The 19,940-nt window shown below is 66.2% G+C and carries 18 protein-coding genes and 1 pseudogene; 17 read left to right on the top strand and 2 right to left on the bottom strand.

What is annotated here, in order from left to right; translation table 11 throughout:
- Positions 1-38: 38 nt before the first annotated feature.
- Both aprA and aprB read right to left on the bottom strand, forming a co-directional pair.
- Positions 39-2,036, bottom strand: coding sequence for an adenylyl-sulfate reductase subunit alpha (gene aprA / locus K6142_RS03265; protein ID WP_190245474.1), 1,998 nt, complete (start codon positions 2,034-2,036; stop codon positions 39-41).
- Between the two features lie 42 nt (positions 2,037-2,078).
- Positions 2,079-2,582 carry an adenylyl-sulfate reductase subunit beta gene (gene aprB, locus K6142_RS03260; protein WP_190245473.1) on the bottom strand — a complete coding sequence of 168 codons (504 nt, stop codon included), beginning with the start codon at positions 2,580-2,582 and terminating at the stop codon, positions 2,079-2,081.
- Positions 2,583-3,464: 882 nt separating this feature from the next.
- Here aprB and K6142_RS03255 point away from each other — a divergent pair.
- The 17 genes and pseudogenes from K6142_RS03255 (at position 3,465) to K6142_RS03175 (ending at position 19,934) form a co-directional block, all read left to right on the top strand.
- Complete coding sequence (locus K6142_RS03255; RefSeq protein ID WP_263284216.1) at positions 3,465-5,369, top strand: chorismate mutase; 1,905 nt, start codon at positions 3,465-3,467, stop codon at positions 5,367-5,369.
- Positions 5,359-5,592, top strand: a complete 234-nt coding sequence (locus K6142_RS03250; RefSeq protein WP_035068570.1) for a hypothetical protein — start codon at positions 5,359-5,361, stop codon at positions 5,590-5,592. Before K6142_RS03255 ends, K6142_RS03250 begins: the two co-directional genes overlap by 11 nt.
- A gap of 117 nt (positions 5,593-5,709) precedes the next feature.
- A complete protein-coding gene (locus K6142_RS03245) occupies positions 5,710-6,894 on the top strand; it encodes a pyridoxal phosphate-dependent aminotransferase (RefSeq protein WP_190245680.1) in 1,185 nt (394 codons plus the stop codon).
- Between the two features lie 500 nt (positions 6,895-7,394).
- On the top strand, positions 7,395-8,951 hold the full coding sequence (ffh, locus tag K6142_RS03240) for a signal recognition particle protein (RefSeq protein ID WP_190245681.1): 1,557 nt from the start codon (positions 7,395-7,397) through the stop codon (positions 8,949-8,951).
- A gap of 88 nt (positions 8,952-9,039) precedes the next feature.
- Positions 9,040-9,279 carry a 30S ribosomal protein S16 gene (gene rpsP, locus K6142_RS03235; RefSeq protein WP_015946507.1) on the top strand — a complete coding sequence of 80 codons (240 nt, stop codon included), beginning with the start codon at positions 9,040-9,042 and terminating at the stop codon, positions 9,277-9,279.
- Positions 9,280-9,362: 83 nt separating this feature from the next.
- Positions 9,363-9,596: a KH domain-containing protein gene (locus K6142_RS03230; protein WP_015946506.1), complete on the top strand. Its 234-nt coding sequence runs from the start codon at positions 9,363-9,365 to the stop codon at positions 9,594-9,596.
- Between the two features lie 198 nt (positions 9,597-9,794).
- Positions 9,795-10,316 (top strand): annotated as a pseudogene (rimM, locus tag K6142_RS03225) (ribosome maturation factor RimM); the annotation flags it as partial.
- Between the two features lie 127 nt (positions 10,317-10,443).
- Positions 10,444-11,739, top strand: coding sequence for a tRNA (guanosine(37)-N1)-methyltransferase TrmD (gene trmD / locus K6142_RS03220; protein ID WP_015946504.1), 1,296 nt, complete (start codon positions 10,444-10,446; stop codon positions 11,737-11,739).
- 55 nt (positions 11,740-11,794) lie between these two features.
- Positions 11,795-12,142, top strand: coding sequence for a 50S ribosomal protein L19 (gene rplS, locus K6142_RS03215; protein ID WP_190245683.1), 348 nt, complete (start codon positions 11,795-11,797; stop codon positions 12,140-12,142).
- Positions 12,143-12,418: 276 nt separating this feature from the next.
- The gene (locus K6142_RS16710; RefSeq protein WP_190245691.1) at positions 12,419-13,306 is read left to right on the top strand and encodes a ribonuclease HII; all 888 of its coding nucleotides are present in this window, start codon (positions 12,419-12,421) and stop codon (positions 13,304-13,306) included.
- Complete coding sequence (locus K6142_RS03205; protein WP_190245684.1) at positions 13,303-13,743, top strand: YraN family protein; 441 nt, start codon at positions 13,303-13,305, stop codon at positions 13,741-13,743. The genes K6142_RS16710 and K6142_RS03205 overlap by 4 nt, the downstream gene beginning before the upstream one ends.
- Positions 13,685-14,524 (top strand): 16S rRNA (cytidine(1402)-2'-O)-methyltransferase, encoded by an 840-nt coding sequence (gene rsmI / locus K6142_RS03200; RefSeq protein ID WP_190245685.1) that lies wholly within the window; start codon positions 13,685-13,687, stop codon positions 14,522-14,524. The genes K6142_RS03205 and rsmI overlap by 59 nt, the downstream gene beginning before the upstream one ends.
- A gap of 154 nt (positions 14,525-14,678) precedes the next feature.
- Positions 14,679-15,458, top strand: a complete 780-nt coding sequence (locus K6142_RS03195) for a PTS system mannose/fructose/sorbose family transporter subunit IID (protein WP_190245686.1) — start codon at positions 14,679-14,681, stop codon at positions 15,456-15,458.
- A 54-nt stretch (positions 15,459-15,512) separates the two neighbouring features.
- Positions 15,513-15,809 carry an HPr family phosphocarrier protein gene (locus K6142_RS03190; RefSeq protein ID WP_190245687.1) on the top strand — a complete coding sequence of 99 codons (297 nt, stop codon included), beginning with the start codon at positions 15,513-15,515 and terminating at the stop codon, positions 15,807-15,809.
- Positions 15,810-15,812: 3 nt separating this feature from the next.
- Complete coding sequence (ptsP, locus tag K6142_RS03185) at positions 15,813-17,588, top strand: phosphoenolpyruvate--protein phosphotransferase (protein ID WP_015946497.1); 1,776 nt, start codon at positions 15,813-15,815, stop codon at positions 17,586-17,588.
- Positions 17,589-17,889: 301 nt separating this feature from the next.
- A complete protein-coding gene (smpB, locus tag K6142_RS03180) occupies positions 17,890-18,351 on the top strand; it encodes an SsrA-binding protein SmpB (RefSeq protein WP_190245688.1) in 462 nt (153 codons plus the stop codon).
- Between the two features lie 158 nt (positions 18,352-18,509).
- Positions 18,510-19,934: an FAD-binding oxidoreductase gene (locus K6142_RS03175; RefSeq protein ID WP_190245689.1), complete on the top strand. Its 1,425-nt coding sequence runs from the start codon at positions 18,510-18,512 to the stop codon at positions 19,932-19,934.
- Positions 19,935-19,940 lie beyond the last annotated feature (6 nt).

Here is a 19,940-nt window from a genome sequence, read left to right as displayed (position 1 = left end):
GGCGGTTGCGGCTTGCCGCAACCGCCCCTGAAGCTCACCTATTCGGTGGGAATGATCTGGTAGTAGGGCTTCTTGAAGATCTTCGTTTCGCCCTTCTTGGGATCATGCTTCGAGTTCACGAAGCACTTCCACTTGGAGTCGTCGAGGCCCATGAAGTCGGCTCGGTAGTAGAAGCCGGGGTAACGGGACTCTTCACGGAAGCGGATGTGCTGCATGTGCAGGCGCACGGTCCACAGACGGTGGTAGTTTTCCCAGCAGCGCAGCAGTTCGTGCAGGTCGCGAGCGGCCAGCTTGAGGGAGTCTTCTTCCATCATGTCCATGAGCGCGAAGCCGGTGTCCAGCGCCGCAGCGGAGGTGGTGTAGTAGGTACCGCAACCACCGCCGTATTCGTCGGTGCACTTCACGAGGCGCATCATGAAGTTCTTGGGGCTGATGTAGGTCGGGTTCACCACCGGATCGGTGGAGGCGTCCTTGCCAGCCAGGTAGTTGTAGTAAGGACGGTAGATGAGCTGCTTCAGCTCTTCGGCCGTTTCCTTGATGGCGGGCTTGAAGTCCTTGTGGTCGATGCACCAGCGGACCATCTGCTTGCCGCAGATACGGCCTTCGGCGTGCGAACCGGAGGAGAACTTGTGGCCGGAAGCGCCCACGCCGTCGGCGCAGGTCCACAGGCCCATCACGGTGGTCATGCGGTTGTAGACCTTGCCGTTGTCAGCGCGCACCTTGTAGTCTTCGGGCACCCAGGCTTCGTCCGGACCGGACACCCAGATACCGCAGCAGCCGGAGTGCGAGCCGAGCAGGTAAGGTTCGGTGGGCATGATTTCCGAGCCGCGTTCTTCGGGCTGGATGTTCATGGACGCCCACAGGTTGGCCTGACCCACGCACATGTCGAGGAAGTCTTCCCAGGCTTCGGACTCGAGGTGCTTCTGCTGTTCGGGGGTCATGGTGGCGAAGGTGTTCTGCAGGGCGGTCTTGGTGTCCATGTAGATGGGACCGCGACCTTCGCGCATTTCGCGAAGCATCATGTGGTTACGCAGGCAGGTCGGAATGACGTGACCCTTGGCGTAGCCGCGATCTTCGTAGGGCTTCAGCATCGCGCGGTTGGTGGCGCAGTAGTCTTCACCCTTGTAGTTGGTGGCCTTCGCCTTGAACAGCAGGAACCACGCGCCGACCGGGCCGTAACCGTCCTTGAAGCGGGCGGGCACGAAGCGGTTTTCCATCATGGTCATTTCGGCGCCGACCTGGGCACACATGGTGTAGGTCGAACCGGCGTTCCACACGGGGTACCAAGCGCGGCCCATGCCTTCACCAGTGGAGCGGGGCTTGTACACGTTCACCGCGCCGCCGCAGGCAACCATCATCGCGTTGGTACGGAAGATGTGCACTTCGTTGTCGCGCAGGTTGAAGCCCACGGCGCCAGCGATGCGGTTGTCGGTGTTGGCGTCAAGCAGCAGCTTCACGATGAAAATGCGTTCCATGATGCGGGCTTCGCCAAGGGCGTTCTTGGCCGCTTCGGCCACGATGCACTTGTACGATTCACCGTTGATCATGATCTGCCAGCGGCCGGAGCGGACGGGGTCGTCGCCGGCGCGCAGCGACTTGCCGGCGGCCTTGGCCTGGGCGCCGTCGAGGTTGTGGCCGTGTTCGTCCTTGATCCAGCAGGGCAGGCCCCACTCTTCGAACAGGTGCACGGAGTCGTCAACGTGACGGCCAAGGTCGAAGATAAGGTCTTCGCGCACGAGGCCCATGAGGTCGGTGCGGACCATGCGCACGTAGTCGTCGCAAGGGTTCTTGCCGAGGTACGTGTTGATGGCGGACAGGCCCTGCGCAACGGCGCCGGAACGCTCAAGGGTGGCCTTGTCCAGCAGCATGATCTTCAGGTCGGGAGCGTACTTGTCGGCCCAGCGAACGACTTCGAACGCGGTGCCGCAAGAGCCCATACCACCGCCGACGATGAGAATGTCGACGTCATGTTCCTTCACGATGGGATCGGCGATGGCCACACCCTTCGGCTGTTCCTTAACGGGAATCATCGGCATAGCTAAATCTCCTTATCGCAATGACTTGCGGTGGGTTCCGAACTAGCGGTTGCCGCCTTCGCAACCGGTTTCATACCAGCACTGGCTCAGATCAGAGTCGCTGATCGCGGCCTTTTCGCCCAGGGCAACCTTGGGAGCGATGAGCGCCGTTTCGGTGAACAGCAGTTCATTTTCCAGGTCGCCAGCTTCGGGCTTGCCGTCGAAGGGCTTGATGGAGCCTTCAGGGGTGGTACGAATGGGGAACTTGAAGCGCTTCACATTCCCGTTGCGGAACTTGACGGTCCACATGATGGAGTCGGCCGAGCGCATGGGGATGCAGGTGCCGCCCATGGGCGCGAAGTCGGCGTAGGGGCGGGCCGTGATGGCGCCCTGGGGGCAGATCTTCACGCAGGAGTAGCATTCCCAGCAGGCTTCGGGCTCCTGGTTGTAGGCCTTCATGGCCTCGGGGTCGAGGATCATGAGGTCGTTGGGGCAGATGTACATGCAAGCGGTCTTTTCGCCACCCTTGCAGCCGTCACACTTGGACGGATCAACATAAGTCGGCATACCTTATCCTCCAACTCAGCGAATTAAGGGGTTATACCTTGTCAGCCTCAACCCATGCGGATCCCACCATCATGTCGATGGAGGCTGAAAAAGCAGGTTCGGGAGCCTGCCTTTTCGGACTGCATCGCCCTCTAGCGGCCAGATCGTGTTGCTTGTGACTGATTTAACAATGTGGCCCGATAGTGTCAAGCAACTTGTTCAAACCCTTCACAAGGATACGCCATGGGCTTGTTTTTGCGTGGTTTACCGGGATATTTCGCCACGTTGCGCCGCCCATGGGGGTCGAGCCCGCCGCACTGCCCCTTGCGGTGTATCGTGAAGCAGGCAGAGTTTCAAGCCCGTCTGCCGTCGTTTCGCGGCCTTTTATCCATTTTTTCACGAAAGACCGCCCGGAACGGGTTTCCGGCAATGAAGGATTAGGGCGATCCGGAACCGGGCACCCCGGCTATGACTGTTCAAACAAGCAGTTACATGCCGCCGCGACACCCTTGCGACACCCTTGTGACGACATGCGCATGGCGCGAAAATGTCACCAAAGGGGCTTCCCGCATACGCCCTGCTTCGCGAGCGCGCCCACGCACCCTACACACAACGCACCGAAATAAAAACAAATACACCAGAAACCCCGCCACTGCCTGGCATGTGCACATTGTCTCAAGCTGGTGACAGCGCCCCCATCGTCGGATGTGGGCACACGCGCCAATGCAGGGTAGCGGCCTTCCCTGCGGGCACCAGACGCCCACCCGATCCGAAGCCCTTCCGCCAGTCCGCTTGCCGCTCTGCCCCACGCATCGCCAGTTCCGCACGGGCCTTGCCACTTGCCGAAGCGCACGTTTCGGGCTAGGTGGTACGCCACATCACCATCCCAACACAGGTTTCCCCATGCACGACACCAACGATTCCCCGTCCGGCCGTCCGGAACGGGATGCCGCGTCCCAGCCGGAACGCTTTGAACGGGCCGAGCGCCCTGCCCGATCCGACCGGCCCGAGCGCTCCGACCGGACCGACCGAGCCGACAGACCTGAGCGATCCGACCGGCCCGACCGGTCCGACAGGCCCGCCCGCTCGCCCCGCCCCGGTCAGGGCCGCCCCGCTTCCGGCCAGTCGCTGGTCGAATCCATCATGGAGCTCGACCGCGACATCATCCGCCTGCTGGCCAAGCGCGCCCGCCTCTTCCAGAAGGTGCGCGGCAGCCGCCGTCCCGGCGTGTCATCCGCCCCCGCGCGCGACACCGTGGCCGAAAAGCAGCTGCGCGAGGCCTGGGAAAGCGCCGCCGCGCGCGTCAGCCGCGACCCGCGCTTCGTGCGCCAGCTGTTCGCACTGTTGCAGGAAGTGGAAATGCAGGAGCGCAGCCCCGAAGGCGAAGTGCGCCCCAGTTTCAACCTTGCCCCGCCGCGCCGCCCCGTCTCCATCAATATATATGGACCGCTGGCCGTCCGCCCCACCCGGCTCTGGGTGGCCCTGGCCGCCGCCGCCGGTGCCGAGGCCGACATAGAGGGCGCCATGCTGGGCGACCACCTGATCGACGCCGTGAAGGCGTTGAACCAGGCGGGTGCCCATCTGTCGTGGGAAGGCGATTCGCTGGTGCGCAGCAAGGGCGGCGACCCGCTGGAATTCACCGACAAGGTCATCTACGCGGGTGACGATTCCCTCAATTTCCACCTGCTGGCCGCGTTGTCCCTTGGCGCCGTCGGCAAGGTCAAGTTCACCGGCGGCCCGGCCCTGAAGATGGCCGACACCACCGCGCTGCGCCAGTTCCTGCCGCTGCTCGGCGCGCGTCTGGCCCCCGTGGTGCCCAAGTCGTCCGGCCTGCCGGTGCGTCTGGAATGTTCCGGCGTGCTGCCCGACGAGGTGCGCATCCCGGCGGAACTGCCCGCCGACGCGCTGACCGCGCTGCTGCTGGCCGCCCCGTTCTGGAACGCCCCCATCACCCTGCACTGCGCCGCCCACCCCGACGCCGCCGCCTGCATCGCGGAAGTGCTGCCCCTGCTGCACACCTGCAAGGCCAAGGTGGCCACGCTGGGCGAAACCGGCGACGACGCGCTGTCTGTGAGCGTCACCCCCGTGCCCGCCGCCAAGCTGCGCGTGCCCAAGGTCCCTGCCATGGGCATCGACCCCCTGGTGTCCGCCGTGATGCTGGCCATGCCCGCCTTCACCAGCGGCGAGGCCCGCCTTTCCGGCACCTGGGACGCCACGCAGCCCCACGCCGGGCAGGTGCTGGACCTGCTGCGCGCCACGGGCCTCATGGTCACCGCCGACGCCAAGGGCGTGGCGGCCAAACCCGCCATGAAGCCTTCGGTGCAGGCCGCGCCCGCGCCCACCGCCCCGCTGGACGCATCGGCCCTGCCCCTCGACTACGCCCCGCTGGCGCTGGCCCTGGCCGCCGCCACGGCCCGCGCGGCCAAGGTGGACGTGGTGCCCGCGCCGCTGCTGCCCGAAGGGGTGGACACGGTGACGGCTGAAAGCTTTGCCGAGCAGCTGGGCTTCGCCCTGGCCACCGAGGCTGGGCAGCCGGTGCTGCGCTCCGTGGTGGCCGCCGGTTCCAAGGCCCCGGCCAACGGTTCGCCCTGGGCCAGCCCCACGGCGGCCTGGACGTTCGGGCTGGCGCTGGGCGCGCTGCTGCGCCCCGGCCTGCACCTGTCCAACCCCGGCAACGTGACCGAGCTGATGCCCGGCTTCTGGGCGCTGTACAACGGCCTGCCCTCGCCCGATAACGCCCCGCGCAAGCCCAAGGAGCAGAAGGATGACGGTGCCAAGCCCGCTCGACGACGCATCATTGCCGAATAGCATCCCCGAGCTGGAGGCCCAGATGGCCCTGCTCGAAGAGGAACGCCGCGCCTGCGAGGCCACCGTGCGCCACCTGTGCGAGACGGAGCGCCCCGACGAGGGAATCTGCTTCGCGCAGGAAATCCACCAGGCGCGCCAGCGCAAGCTGCAACTGGAAGTGCAGAAGGAACTGCGGCGGGTGCGCATCAACCGCCTGCGCCTGGACGCCAACTCCATGTTCTAGATCATGACCCGCCGGGGGAGGCGACGCGCGCCGCGTCGCCTCCCCCGCGCCGTTTGCGGCCCGCCGCCTGCTTTGCGAGGGCCGCCCGCACCACCGACAACCCGCCGAGGTCGCAACATGTCGCTCATATCCCAGCAGATTTCCGGGTACCTTGAACGTTCGTCGTGGATCCGCAAGATGTTCGAGGCGGGCATAGCCCTCAAGCAGCAGTACGGCGAAGAGGCCGTGTGCGACTTCAGCCTGGGCAACCCCGACCTGCCTGCCCCGCCCGCCGTGGGCCAGGCCCTGCGCGAACTGGCCGACCACGCGGGCGAGCCGTTCACCTTCGGCTACATGCCCAACGGCGGCTACCCGTGGGCCCGCGCCAAGCTGGCCGCGCACCTTTCCGCCGAGCAGGGCGTGGACCTGGCCGCCGACGACGTGGTGCTCACCTGCGGCGCGGCGGGCGGGCTGAACGCCTTCCTGCGCGCGGTGCTGGAGCCCGGCGACGAGGTGCTGGCCGTGTCGCCGTTCTTCGTGGAATACGGCTTCTACGTGGCCAACCACGGCGGCACCTTCCGCACCGTGCCCTCGAAACCCGACACCTTCGCGCTGGACGTGGCCGCCATCGAGGCCGCCATCGGCCCCAGGACACGGGCGCTCATCGTCAACTCGCCCAACAACCCCACCGGAGTCATCTACAACCGGGCGGAACTGACCGAGCTTGCGGCGGCGCTGGGCCGCGCATCGCAAAAGCACGGGCGCCCCATCTTCCTGATCTCGGACGAGCCCTACCGCTTCCTGTCCTATGACGGCGACGAGGTGCCGTCGCTGCTGCCCCTGTACCAGCACGCGGTGGTGATCAGCTCGTTCTCCAAGAACCTTTCGCTGGCGGGCGAGCGACTGGGTTACATCGCCCTTTCGCCGCTGATGGAAGGCCGGTCCACGCTGACGGCCGCGCTGCTGCTGACCAACCGCATCCTCGGCTTCGTGAACCCGCCCGCCGTGGGCCAGCACCTGATGGCCAAGGCGCTGGGTTCGCAGGTGGACGCGGGCATCTACGCCCGCCGCCGCGACATGATGGCGCGCATCCTGCGAGATGCGGGGTACGAATTCCAGATGCCCGCCGGGGCGTTCTACTTCTTTCCCAAGGCACCGGGCGGCGACGACGTGAAGTTCGTCAACCGGCTGATGGAAGAGAAGGTGCTAGCCGTTCCGGGTTCCGGCTTCGGCGGGCCGGGGCACTTCCGGCTGACCTTCTGCGTGGGCGAGGATGTGATTGCAAGGTCGGAGGAAGGGTTCAGAAGGGCCATCAAGGGGTAGCGGCTGACGCCGATGGACTCGGATTAAGAGCAAGAAAAGAGAGGCCGTGCCCTGATGGGTGCGGCCTCTCTTTATTTTGATGGACAGGAACGGAAGAGGCCCCGCTCGCTCGCACCCGGCTTCAACGAAGACAGTACTGCCCTTTTGTTCACTCTCGATTTCGTTATGTCTCCGGCAGGCAAGGGGCCGCAGAGCGGCGGCCCCTTGCCTGCCGGAGACATAACGAAATCGGGGGGGACCAAGAGGGCACAACTGTCATCGTAGAAGCAGTCTCCAACCACGCACTCCCCATCTCCCACCCGTCGGAGACATAACGAAATCGAGGGCGGACAACAGCGCTGGCGTGTCTTCGTAGAAACCGCCTCCAACCGCGCACTACCCCAAACGAACATCACTTTCCCCCTCCCCATCCCCTCCCTTCCCACCACCCACATCCTTGACTTCCCCCCCAAACCCATGTACCGAACCTCCTCTTACGATATTCGCCGGACGGGGTATGCATGTTCGATAGTCTCTCGGACAGACTGACAGGAGTTTTCCGGAAGTTCACCGGCACGGGCCGCCTTGACGAAGCCAACATCCAGGATGGCCTTCGCGAGGTGCGTCTGGCGCTGCTGGAAGCCGACGTCAACTTCAAGGTCGTCCGCGACTTCATCGAGCGCGTGCGCGAACGGTGTCTCGGCCAGGACGTGCTGAAAAGCCTCACCCCTGCCCAGCAGGTGGTGAAGATCGTCCATGACGAACTGGTCGAACTGCTGGGCGGCGGCACCACCCAGCTGGACCTGCGCGGCAGGCAGCCCTACGTCATCATGATGGTGGGCCTGCAGGGCTCGGGCAAGACCACGTCGTCTGCCAAGATTGCCAACCTGCTGCGCAAGCAGAAGATGCGCCCGTACCTGGTGCCCGCCGACGTGTACCGCCCGGCGGCCATCGACCAGTTGCACACGCTGGCCAAACAACTCGACATCCCGGCCTATCCCTCGGCCCCCGGCATGAACCCGGTGGACATCGCCGTGGCCGCCGTGGAAGACGCACGCGAAAAGCAGTGCAACGTGGTCATCGTGGACACCGCGGGCCGCCTGCACATCGACGAAACCCTGATGCAGGAGCTGGTCTCCATCAAGGGTCGCGTCGAGCCGCAGGAAATCCTGTTCGTGGCCGACGCCATGACCGGCCAGGACGCGGTGACGGTTGCCGAATCGTTCAACGCCGCGCTCGATATTTCCGGCGTCGTGCTCACCAAGATGGACGGCGATGCCCGCGGCGGCGCGGCCCTGTCCATCCGCTCTGTCACCGGCAAGCCGGTGAAGTTCGTGGGCATGGGCGAGAAGCTCTCGGACATCGAGGTCTTCCACCCCGACCGCGTGGCGGGCCGCATTCTTGGCATGGGCGACATGATGACGCTCATCGAGAAGGCGCAGTCCACCATCAAGGCCGAAGAAGCAGAGGAACTGGGCCGCAAGTTCCAGAAGGCGGAGTTCGACCTGGAGGACTTCCGCACCCAGATGCGCCGGCTGAAGAAGCTGGGCTCGCTGGAAGGCATCCTGAAGCTGATTCCCGGCATGGGCGCGCTGCGCGAAAAGCTGGGCGAGATGAACGTGCCGGAAAAGGAGATGGGCCGGGTAGAGGCCATCATCAATTCCATGACCATGCAGGAACGCCGCAACCCCAAGGTGCTGAATGGCAGCCGCCGCCAGCGCATTGCCATGGGTTCCGGCACCACCGTGCAGGACGTGAATCAGCTGATCAACAATTTCGAGCAGATGCGCGGAATGATGAAAAAGGTCATGGGCGGGGGCAAACCCGCGCAGGCCGGAAAGATGCCGCGCATGCCCAAGCTGCCCGGAATGGGCGGCATGGGGGGCCTTGGAGGAATGGGTGGACTGCCCGGAATGGGCGGCATGGGCGGGCTCGGCGGCATGCCGGGAATGCCGGGAATGCCCGGCACGGGTGACGGCGAAGGCGCGCCCGGCGGCCCCAACCCCATGTCCAAGACCGCGCTCAAGAAGAAGAAGCAGCTGCGCAAGCAGCAGCGCAACAAGAGCAAGAAGCGCTGAGGACGAAAAGTTGTCGGGTGGGAATTCTCGCCCACTTGCGCTTTTCCCGAGATACCATACTATACACAGACTAGTTGGAGACCAAATCATGTCCGTGAAGCTGAGACTCGCCCGCATGGGCAACAAGAAGCGTGCCTTCTACCGGATCGTCGCCGTCAACAGCGCTGCGCGCCGCGATGGCCGTCCGCTGGAATTCCTGGGCTTCTACAACCCCATGGTGAATCCTGCCGAAGTGAAGATCGACACTGCAAAGGTGCAGAAGTGGCTGGATCAGGGCGCCGAGCCCACCGACACCGTCCGTACCCTGCTCAAGAAGCAGGCCGGATAGTGCGGCGCCGGTAACCCGGTATCCCGTCGCGGAGGCGCCTCGCCGGAAGCTGTAATCCTGCGGAACATCCTGTGGAGGTGGCCATGCTGAAGGATCTGGTCGAATACATCGCGAAATCCCTCGTCGACAAGCCGGAAGACGTGCATGTGACGGAGGTCGAGGGCGAGCAGACGTCCGTTCTCGAACTGAAGGTAGCGAAGGAAGACCTCGGCAAGGTCATCGGAAAACAGGGCCGCACGGCGCGTGCCATGCGCACCATTCTGGGTGCGGCATCCACCAAGGCGCGCAAGCGTTCCGTGCTCGAAATCCTCGAGTAGCCTTCTGCCCCCCTGGCACGTAGTGATACGGTCGGACGGGGCGGACACGCGACAAGAAGCCCATCAGAACGACTAGCCCGGACGCGCAAGCCGAAGGGCTCTTGTCGCTTGGGCGACCGTGCACGCACGGCGGGCCGTTACCTGCGGCCCTTTCCCGACGCCCACGGGCATCACCTTCAATCCACGCAACGGGCGCACATGAGCGACGACTCCTTCATCGAAATCGGCCTCGTCGGCAGACCCCACGGCCTGCGCGGCGAAGTGGGCGTGGACTTCTGGGCCGAATCGCCCGACCTTCTGCGCGGCACCCTGTGGCTGCGCCCGGGGCGCGGCGCGCCCCGCCCCCACACGGTGGCTGCCGTGCGGCGCCATCAGGGCCGCCCGCTGGTGCTGTTCGAAGGCATCGCCGACCGCAGCGCGGCGGAAACCCTGCGCGGCATGCACGTGCTGGTGCCCAAGGACCGCCTGCCCGAACCCGCCGAGGACGAGGTGTACCTGCACGAACTGCTGGGCCTGCGCGTGCTGCTGCACGACACGGGCGCGGCGCTGGGCACCCTGGACGACGTGCAGATGCCCGGCGGGCAGGAGGTGTGGTCCATCCGCACTGCCGACGGCAAGGAAGTGCTGCTGCCTGCCGTGGAGGAATTCGTGGCCGCCATCGACCTCGACGCGCGCGAGGTGCGCATCACCCCGCCGCCGGGGCTGATGGAACTGTATCTGGAGGCGCCGGAGAAATCCGCCGCCCGCAAGCCTGATGCGGATGCCACCGGACCGGACGAGGCCGGGGAGCCCGCAGGCACCGGGAATCCAGCAGGATCGGGCGGCGCGTAGCGCCCGGACAGCCGCCATGCACTTCACTCTGGTCACCCTGTTCCCGGAATTCTTCGACTCGCCCCTGTCCGCCGGGCTCATGGCCAAGGCGCGCGAGTCGGGCACCGTGGACTTTTCCTTCCGCAACCCGCGCGATGCCACCACCGACCGGCACCGCACCGTGGACGACCGCCCCTACGGCGGCGGCCCCGGCATGGTCATGCTGCCGGAACCGCTGGCCGTCACCCTGCGCGCCCTGCGTGAAGACGCCCCCAGAGCCCGCATCCTGATGATGGCCCCGCGCGGGCGGCGCTTCACCCAGCAGATGGCCCGCGAACTGGCCCGCGAAGAACACGTGGCCATCCTGTGCGGCCGCTACGAAGGGTTCGACGCGCGCATCGAGGAACTGTTCGACATCGAACCGGTCTGCGTGGGCGATTTCGTGCTCAACGGCGGCGAAACGGCGGCGCTGAACGTCATCGAGGCCGTGGCCCGGCTGGTGCCCGGCTTCATGGGCAAGGAGGAATCGGGCGAGGACGAAAGCTTTTCCGACGGCCTGCTGGAATACCCGCACTACACCAGGCCGGAAGTGTTCGAGGGGCTGCCCGTGCCCGACGTGCTGCGCTCCGGCGACCATGGCCGCATCGCCGCATGGCGGCGCGAGCAGTCGCTGGCCGCCACCCTGCGCCTGCGCCCGGAGCTGCTGCCGGAAGCCCCGCTGACCGAAACCGACATGACCTTCCTGCGGCACAAGGCCGCCGAGACCGTGGAACGGGCCGGACGCAACTTGCATTGCGCCCTGGTGCACTACCCGGTGCTGAACAAGGAAAAAAAATCGGTGGCCGTGTCTTTGACAAACCTCGACATTCACGATATAGGCCGCTGTTCCTGCACGTATGGGCTTGGCGGGTATTACATCGTAACACCCATCGAGGACCAGCGGCGGCTGCTCGACGGCATTCTCCGGCACTGGACGGAGGGTCCGGGCCTGGCGGCAAACCCCGACAGGGGCGAGGCGCTCGGGCTGGTGCGCGGCGCCGATACGGTACAGGAAGCGGTGGACGACATTACCCGCCGCACGGGCCAGCGCCCCCTGGTTATGGCAACCAGTGCGCGCGGCGCGGGCGACACGACCGTCGGTCAGGTAAGGTCCATCCTCGCGGAACGCCCGGTGCTGCTGTTGTTCGGCACCGGCCACGGCTTGTCGCCGCATCTTGTGGCGGCGTGCGACGGCACCCTGCGGCCCGTCCGGTGGATGGACGGGTACAACCACCTTTCGGTGCGCACCGCCGCCGCCATCATAATGGACAGGATTCTCGGCGACTGCTATTAGGCGGAACCGGCGAACCCACGATAGCGAAAAACTCCGGTCCAAGGGAGACACGAGCATGAATATCATCAAGAAAATCGAAGGCGAACACCTGCGCCTCGACCTGCCCAAGTTCAAGTCCGGCGACACCATCAAGGTGCACCTGCGCATCGTGGAAGGTGAAAAGGAACGCATCCAGGTGTTCCAGGGCAACGTCATCCGCATCCACCGCGGCACCACCGGCGCAACGTTCACCGTGCGCAAGGTGTCTGACGGCGTGGGCGTGGAACGCGTGTTCCCCCTGCACTCTCCCTTCATCGACCGCGTGGAAATGGTGACGGAAGGCCGCGTGCGCCGCAGCCGCCTGTACTACCTGCGCGAACTCAAGGGCAAGGCCGCGCGCATCAAGCCCAAGAACCGCTTCTAGGCCAGACTGCTTCATGCAAGGGGGGTCCGGCACGCCGGTCCCCCCTTTTTTCGTTGGCGCGGCACCTGTCATCCAGTCCGCGTGATGCGCTGCGAACGCCCAGCCACGCCGGGCCGGACGCATCCACCCTCCGGCCACGCACCCTGCCTTCCGTTTCGGCCCGCTCCACCTGTTCCGTCATCCGCAGGAGGCCGCATGTCACCGCCCGCTCGCCGCGCCAGCGCCCCCAGCGCGCGTTCCACGCGTGGCAGAAGCGGTGTATCCGGTGCGCCCGGCATGCTTCAGGGCCTGCTTGCGGATATGGCCCCCCCACACCCGTCCACGCCATACATTGGCATAGACGAGGCCGGGCGCGGCTGCCTTGCCGGGCCGGTAGTTGCCGCCGCCGTCATCCTGCCGCCCCACGCCGACGCCGCCGCGCTGGTCGCCCTGTTGCCCGACCTTGCCGGGCTGACCGATTCCAAGAAGCTCACCGCCGCCAAACGCGAGGCCCTGGCCCCGTGCATCCGCCAGCACGCCGTGGCCTGGGGCCTGGGCGTGGTCTGGCCGCGCGACATCGAGCGCATCAACATCCTGCAGGCCACCTTCCACGCCATGTGGCGCGCCGTGCGCTTCCTGCGCCCCGGCCACGCGGCACGGAATGCGGCGAACGGCCCCGACCGGGCTCCGGCGCTCCTGCCCGATCTGCATGGCCTGCCCAGTGTGTCTGGAAAATTCGACCTGTCCGATGTTCCGTTGATCGTCGACGGGGACAAGATCATCCCCGCCGCCGTGTTCGCGGGGCAGCCGCCCTGCCCGGCCCGTCCGATCAGACCGATCGGTTCAGACTATCCGATCAGTTCAATCCGTTCGGTCCATACGGTCCATTCGGATCAGGCCGCCCCTGCCATCCCGTTTCCCGCGCCCGTGCAGCGCGCCGTGGTGGGGGGCGATGCGCTGGTTCCGGCGGTGTCCGCCGCATCCATCCTGGCCAAGACGTTTCGCGACCAGCTCATGACCGCACTGGACCGCCGTTTTCCCCACTACGGCCTGGCCGTGCACAAGGGCTACGGCACGGCGGAGCACATGGCGGCCATTGCCGAACACGGCCCCTGCCCGCAACACCGGGCCACCTTTCGCGGGGTGCGGCCAGAACCGCCCCAGACGCAGGGTACCCTGCTGTGACGCCGCCCCGCGCCGCCCCCCCGACCACACCATCCGCCACCGGCAATGCAGCCATCGGGGCGCGGGGCGAAGAGGCGGCGGCCCGGCTGCTGGCCCAACGCGGCCTGCGGGTGCTGGCCCGCAACTGGCGGCACGGCGGCCTTGAACTGGACATCGTCTGCGACGACCGGGGCACTCTGGTGTTCGTGGAAGTAAAAACCCGCGCCGCCAGCGGTCCCGCCCGCCCGGACGAGGCGCTGACCCCGGCCAAGCGCGGCAAGCTGGTGCGCGCCGCCCGGCAGTATCTGGCCGCCCACGACTGCTGGGACAGGCCATGCCGTTTCGACCTCGTGTGCGTGGTGCACGACGGGGCAACCCTGACGCTGGAGCACTACCCCCATGCCTTCGACCTCACCGCGTCTCTGGGTGGTGGCGACGCCGCTTGGCAACCCTGGTGACCTTTCGCCCCGCGCCCGCGAGGTGCTGACCGAAGCCGCGCTGGTGCTGGCGGAAGACACCCGGCGTGCCGGGCAGCTGTTTGCCCGGTGCGGCCTGACCGCCCAGCGGTTCATGAGCTTTCACGACCACAACGAGGAAGAGCGCCTGCCGCGCATCCTCGACGAACTGCGCGCCGGGGCCCACATCGCGCTCATTTCCGACGCGGGCATGCCCCTGATGGCCGACCCCGGCTTTCGGCTGGTGCGCGCCTGCCGGGCAGAGGGCATCGACGTTTCGGTGCTGCCCGGCCCCTCGGCCCCCATTACTGCGCTGGCGGGCAGCGGCATTGCCCCGCAGCCGTTCACCTTTCTGGGCTTTCCGCCGCGCAAGCGCTCTGACGTGGAAAAGCTGTTCGCTGAATACGCCAACGTGCGCACCACCCTGGTCTTTTTCGAACGCAAGGACAGACTGGCCGATACGCTGGACGCCGCCCACGCCGTTCTGGGCCCGCGCGAGTGCTGCATCGCTCGGGAATTGACCAAGCCTCACGAGGAGTTTATCCTTCTAAGGTTGGAAGACAGGGCGCAGCTGACGCGTGAATTACTTGGAGAAATCACGGTAGTCATTGGTCCTCCGGAATCCGTGACCGCCACCCCGCGCGCAGAGGTGCTGGCCCTGCTGGCCGACGAGGCCAGGGCGGCCCCCGACGAGAAACCGCGCGAACTGGCCCGCAGGGTGCACGAGGCAACCCGGGGCTGGACGGTGAAGGATATCTACAAGCTGATGCAGGACGCGCGCTAGGAATATTCCCCGGCGCGCATCCCGGCCCCGGCCAGTCCGGCCAGTCCGGCCAGACAGGCCAGACAGGCCAGACGAATCCGTCCGGCAGGCGGGCCAGACAGGCCAAGCAGGCAGACAGGCTCTCAACACCACAACGTCCTTGCCACGGTGCTCCATGCCCACTTCCGCCAACGCCATGCCCGACGCCAAGACGCTGCTGCTGTGCTTTCTGCGGTCGTATCTCGTGGGCGCGGCGTTCAACACGCGCGGGCACCAGAACATCGGCATCGTGTTCGCCATGGAACCGGGGCTGGCCGCCATCTACCCGGACCCGCGCGCCCGCCGAGAGGCGCGCAAGCGCTACCTGCGTCATTTCAATACGCATCCGTTCTGGGCCCCGCTGCTGGTGGGCACGTTCCTGTCGCTGGAGGCGCGCATCGCGCGCGGCACCTTTCCGGCAGAGGTGCTGCGCAGCCTGAAGGACACCACCGTGTACACCCTGTCGGCCATCGGCGATTCGGTGTTCGGCGGCAGCATGCTGGTGTTCTGGTCGCTGACCACCTGCGCGCTGGTGGTTTCGGGCAACAACGGCGCGGCCTTCCTGTGGAGCCTGATGCTGTTCGTCTCGTTGCAGGTGTTCAAGCTGTTCACCTTTGCTGCGGGCCTGCGCGAAGGGCTGAAGGTGCTGCAACGGCTGAAGCAGTGGGACCTCATCAACTGGGGCGAAAAGCTGAAGCTGTGCAACGCCGTGGTGCTGGCGAGCCTGTTGTGGCTGATCTGGCCGCACCACCAGCATGCCTCGCGCTGGACGCTGTCCGCGCTGCTGCTCATGCTGGCCTCGTGGCTGATTGGCCGCTTTCATGTTTCGCGAATCTTTCTGGCCGTCTGCGCTACCGCAGCAGCCTTCGCCCTGCCGTGGGCCGATGATTGGATGCCCTTGCCCTGGGGTTTTTAGCCAGTCGCCCGCATCACGAACCATACCGACGCCATAGCCTACAGGATACACGACGTGCAGGAACCCATCGAAGAGACGCAGGAAGGACTTACCGTGACGGTGTGCGTGGCCAACGACCAGGGCCTGCACGCCAGACCGGCCGCCCGCCTGGCCCAGGAAGCGCAGAAGTTCGGCGCGGAGCTCTTTCTTGCCATGGACGGCATGGAAGTGGACGCCAAGAGCATTCTGGACATCCTGTCCCTGGCCGCCGCCAAGGGTACGCACCTTACCTTGCGCGGGGTGGGGGCCGATGCGCGACACGCGCTGGAGCACCTTTCCGCCCTGTTCCGCAACCGTTTTCGAGAGGAGTAGCCGGTGGCGCGCGAGATCCTGCAAGGCATAGCCGTTTCGGCGGGCGTTTCCATCGGCAAGGCGTTCTTCACCAACCGCCGCCGCAGAAGCGTCTCGTTCGAAATCATTCCGCCCGGCGCGGCGGATTCGGAGGTGGCCCGCCTGGAGCAGGCCGCCAGCGACGTGCGCGACGACCTTGCCCGCGCCCGCGACAACGTGCCCGCCGAACTGCGCGACCACGCCGCGATCATCAATTCGCACATGATGATCTGCCAGGATCCCAAGCTTATCCGCGCCGCCTCGCAGCGCATCCGCGACCATCACATCTGCGCCGAATGGGCGCTGGACCAGGCTGTGGAGGCCATTGCCGCCGCGTTCTCGGCCATCGAGGACCCGTACATCCGTGAACGCGTGCAGGATGTGCGCGCCGTGGCCGAACGCATCCAGACCCGCCTGGTGGGCCGCCACGCCGAACCGCTGCGCACCCCGGACGAGCGCATCGTGCTCATGGCCCACGACCTGACCCCGGCGGACGCCATGGGCCTGCCCACGGTCAAGATCATGTCCTTCGCCACGGCGGAGGGCGGCAAGACCTCGCACACCGGCATTCTGGCGCGCAGCCTGCAGATTCCCGCCGTGGTCGGCGTCTCGTCGCTGGAAGAATCCGTGGCCGACGGCGACCTGGTCATCGTGGACGCCCTGCGCGGCCTCATCGTGGTGGACCCGGACGAGACGGAACTGGCCGACTACACCGACCTCAAGTACCAGTTCGAAAACTATCAGAAGTCCATCCGCCGCCAGTCCACCCTGCCCGCGGAAACCCTGGACGGCTACCGCATCGACGTGCAGGCCAACATAGAACTGGTGGAGGAAGTGCCCCAGGTGCTGGACGGCGGCGGCGACGGCGTGGGCCTGTACCGCACCGAATACGCCTTCCTGAACCGCCGCACCTCGCCCACCGAGGAAGAACTGTACGACGAGTATTCCCAGCTTGCCGGGCTGCTTTCGCCCCGGCGGGTGGTGTTCCGCACGCTGGACGTGGGCGCGGACAAGATGCTGTCCGAGCAGAGCCAGTTGGAAGAGCCCAACCCGGCCCTGGGGCTGCGGGCCATCCGTTTCTGCCTGCGCCATCAGGACGTGTTCCGGCGGCAGTTGCGGGCCATCCTGCGGGCCAGCGCGCACGGCTCCGCCTCGCTGCTGTTCCCCATGATCTCGGGGCTGCACGAACTGCGGCAGGCCAAGCACATCCTGAACGAGGTGCGGGCAGAACTGGACGCGGCGGGCCTGCCCTACGACCCGGACATGCCCGTGGGCATCATGGTGGAGCTGCCGTCCGCCGTGATGATTTCCGAGGCGCTGGCGCAGGAAGTGGACTTCTTCAGCATCGGCACCAACGACCTGATCCAGTATTCGCTGGGCATCGACCGGGGCAACAAGCACGTCTCGTACCTGTACCAGCCGCTGCACCCGGCCATCGTGCGGTCCATCAAGTACGTGGTGGATTCTGCCCACCGCATGGGCATATCGGTGTGCGTGTGCGGCGAAGTGGCGTCAGACCCGTACTGCCTGCCCATCCTGCTGGGCATGCAGATAGACGCCATTTCCATCGCCCCGCAGGCCATACCGGGCATCAAGCACATTCTGCGGCGCACCAACATGGAAGAGTGCAAGGAACTCTTGCGCGACGTGCTGAGTGCGTCCACCGTCTCCACGATCAACCGCATGGTGAAGGAAACGATTTACAACCGCTTCCCGGAAGAGCTGACGTTCTTCTCGTCCATGCTGGACCAGGATGATTAGCGCGAGGCGGTGAGGGCCTTCGGCGGTGTGGGATTTAGGTTCAGCGCTGCTGCAACCGCGCACGACCTCGCCTTGTCTCCCCCTTCAGCGTAGCGCCCTTCCACCACCCTTGCCATTCCCGCAGATTTCTGGTCTTGAAACCCCTTGCGCGCCATGTCACCGCGCGGCACCGGCACCGGCACCGGCACCGGCACCCAGCCCTCGCTTCGCCCCACAGCCGTCGCCAACCAGCCACCATCGCCGCCCCGCCGGGGCTTCCTCCACACGCGCGCCACCAACCGCACCAACATTCCCCAAATATATGAGCAAGAAACCCTCTCCCGCCCTTATCGCCCAGAACAAGAAGGCCCGACATCTCTATGAACTCGACGATTTCATGGAGGCGGGCCTCGTCCTGACCGGATCGGAGGTCAAAAGCCTGCGCGCGGGGCACGTGAACTTCCGCGACAGCTACGTGGATTTCCGCAACGGCGAAGCCTTTCTGGTGGGCCTGCACATTGCCCCGTACGACAACGCGGGCTACGCCCAGCACGATCCCGACCGCGACCGCAAGATGCTGCTGCACGCCAAGCAGATCAACACGCTGGCCCTGCGCGTGGCCCAGAAGGGCCTGACCGTGGTGCCGGTAAACCTGCACTTCAGCAAGGGTCGGGTGAAGGTGGAAATAGCCGTGGGTCGCGGCAAGAAGCTGCACGACCAGCGCGAGGACCTGAAGAAGCGCGCCGCCGACCGGGATACCGAGCGCGAACTGGCCCGGTTCTAGCCTGTCCCTGCAAACCATCCGTTCGGGCGCTGGCAGCGTCGAACCCTACCTGCCAGCGCCAAGGAATTCTGGTTTGCCCGCGCACTGACGCTCCAAAACCAATCCATCCCCTCGGCCATCTCCCAGCCAATCCCCAACCGCATCAGCCGGATAGCCCCGTGTCCACCCAAGCTCCCCACCTTACCGCCACGCAGGAACGTTCCCTGCGCGACATCTTTCCCGGTGATTCGCTGCTGCTCACGCCGGAGCAGACCCTGATCTTCGCCACTGACGCGGGCCGCCGCATGGGCACCCCGCTGGCCGTGGTGCGCCCCACCACCGAAGCGCAGGTGGTTGAACTGCTGCGCCTGGCTCAGGCGGAACGCCTGCCCGTGTATGCGCGGGGCCGCGCCTCCAACCAGGTGGGCGCATGCGTGCCCGACCGGCCCGGCATCGTGGTGTCCCTGCTGCACATGAACCGCATCCTCGACATCGCGGACGATGACTTCGTGGCCGAGGTGGAGCCGGGCGTTGTCACCTCCGACCTGCAACGCGCCGTGGAAGCGCGCGGCCTGTTCTACCCGCCGGACCCGGCCAGCATCGACATTTCCACCATCGGCGGCAATGTGGCCACCTGCGCGGGCGGCATGCGCGCCCTGAAGTACGGCGTCACCCGCGAATACGTGCTGGGGCTGACAGCCGTGCTGCCCGGCGGCAGGGTGCTACACACCGGGGGCCGCTGCCACAAGAACGTGGTGGGGCTGGACCTTACCCGCCTGTTCGTGGGGTCGGAAGGCACCCTCGGCATCGTCACCCGCATCACGCTGAAGCTGCTGCCCCTGCCGCAGGCCACGGCCACCCTGCTGGCCGGGTTCGGCTCCATGGAAGCGGCCATGCACGGCGTGCGGCGCATCTTTCGCGCGGGCATCCTGCCGGTGGCGCTGGAATTCCTGAGCCCGGAAGTGCTGGACTGCGTGGCCCGCCGCCAGACGCCCCCGTGGCCCGACAGCGTGCGCGGCGCGCTGCTGATCCGCCTGGACGGCAGCCGCGAATCGCTGCCGCTGGAAGTGCGCCGCATGCACGACGCCCTGCACTCCCCCGGCAATGCTGCGGACGCCACGCCCGGCAACGAACCGCCGGTGTGGTCCGCCCACGGCGTGGGCCGCGACGAGGAAGAACCCCTGTGGGCCATGCGGCGCGGCATCAGCCCTTCGTCGTACCTGGTGCGGCCCAACAAGATCGGCGAGGACATCGCCGTGCCGCGCGGTCGCCTGCTGGACGCGCTGACCGGCATCCGGGCCATCGCGCAGGCGCACGACCTGCCCATCCTCACCTACGGCCACGTGGGCGACGGCAACATCCACGTGAACATCATGTACGACGGGGCAGACCCTTCGGAAACCACCCGCGCCGACGCCGCCACAGTGGAAGTGATGCGTCTTGTCCGCTCCATGGACGGCACCCTTTCCGGAGAGCACGGCGTGGGCATGGCCAAGAAGGAATTCCTGCACCTGCAACTTTCGCCCCTGGAAACGGAACTGATGCGCCAGGTGAAGCACGCCTTCGATCCGCTGGGCATCATGAACCCGGACAAGGCGTACTAGGGGCAA

Origin of the sequence: Nitratidesulfovibrio sp. SRB-5, assembly GCF_019931275.1 — a bacterium.
Classification (GTDB): Bacteria; Desulfobacterota; Desulfovibrionia; order Desulfovibrionales; family Desulfovibrionaceae; genus Cupidesulfovibrio.
The sequence above is the reverse complement of the archived record's forward strand: the minus strand, read 5'-3'. Positions and strand labels throughout refer to the sequence as shown.

Excerpts from the sequence above, each read along its gene's own strand:
- aprA (WP_190245474.1), bottom strand. The coding sequence starts at position 2,036 with ATGCCGATGATTCCCGTTAAGGAACAGCCGAAGGGTGTGGCCATCGCC.
- aprB (WP_190245473.1), bottom strand. The coding sequence starts at position 2,582 with ATGCCGACTTATGTTGATCCGTCCAAGTGTGACGGCTGCAAGGGTGGC.
- K6142_RS03255 (WP_263284216.1), top strand. The coding sequence starts at position 3,465 with ATGCACGACACCAACGATTCCCCGTCCGGCCGTCCGGAACGGGATGCC.
- K6142_RS03245 (WP_190245680.1), top strand. The coding sequence starts at position 5,710 with ATGTCGCTCATATCCCAGCAGATTTCCGGGTACCTTGAACGTTCGTCG.
- ffh (WP_190245681.1), top strand. The coding sequence starts at position 7,395 with ATGTTCGATAGTCTCTCGGACAGACTGACAGGAGTTTTCCGGAAGTTC.
- rpsP (WP_015946507.1), top strand. The coding sequence starts at position 9,040 with ATGTCCGTGAAGCTGAGACTCGCCCGCATGGGCAACAAGAAGCGTGCC.
- K6142_RS03230 (WP_015946506.1), top strand. The coding sequence starts at position 9,363 with ATGCTGAAGGATCTGGTCGAATACATCGCGAAATCCCTCGTCGACAAG.
- trmD (WP_015946504.1), top strand. The coding sequence starts at position 10,444 with ATGCACTTCACTCTGGTCACCCTGTTCCCGGAATTCTTCGACTCGCCC.
- rplS (WP_190245683.1), top strand. The coding sequence starts at position 11,795 with ATGAATATCATCAAGAAAATCGAAGGCGAACACCTGCGCCTCGACCTG.
- K6142_RS16710 (WP_190245691.1), top strand. The coding sequence starts at position 12,419 with ATGCTTCAGGGCCTGCTTGCGGATATGGCCCCCCCACACCCGTCCACG.
- rsmI (WP_190245685.1), top strand. The coding sequence starts at position 13,685 with ATGCCTTCGACCTCACCGCGTCTCTGGGTGGTGGCGACGCCGCTTGGC.
- K6142_RS03195 (WP_190245686.1), top strand. The coding sequence starts at position 14,679 with ATGCCCACTTCCGCCAACGCCATGCCCGACGCCAAGACGCTGCTGCTG.
- smpB (WP_190245688.1), top strand. The coding sequence starts at position 17,890 with ATGAGCAAGAAACCCTCTCCCGCCCTTATCGCCCAGAACAAGAAGGCC.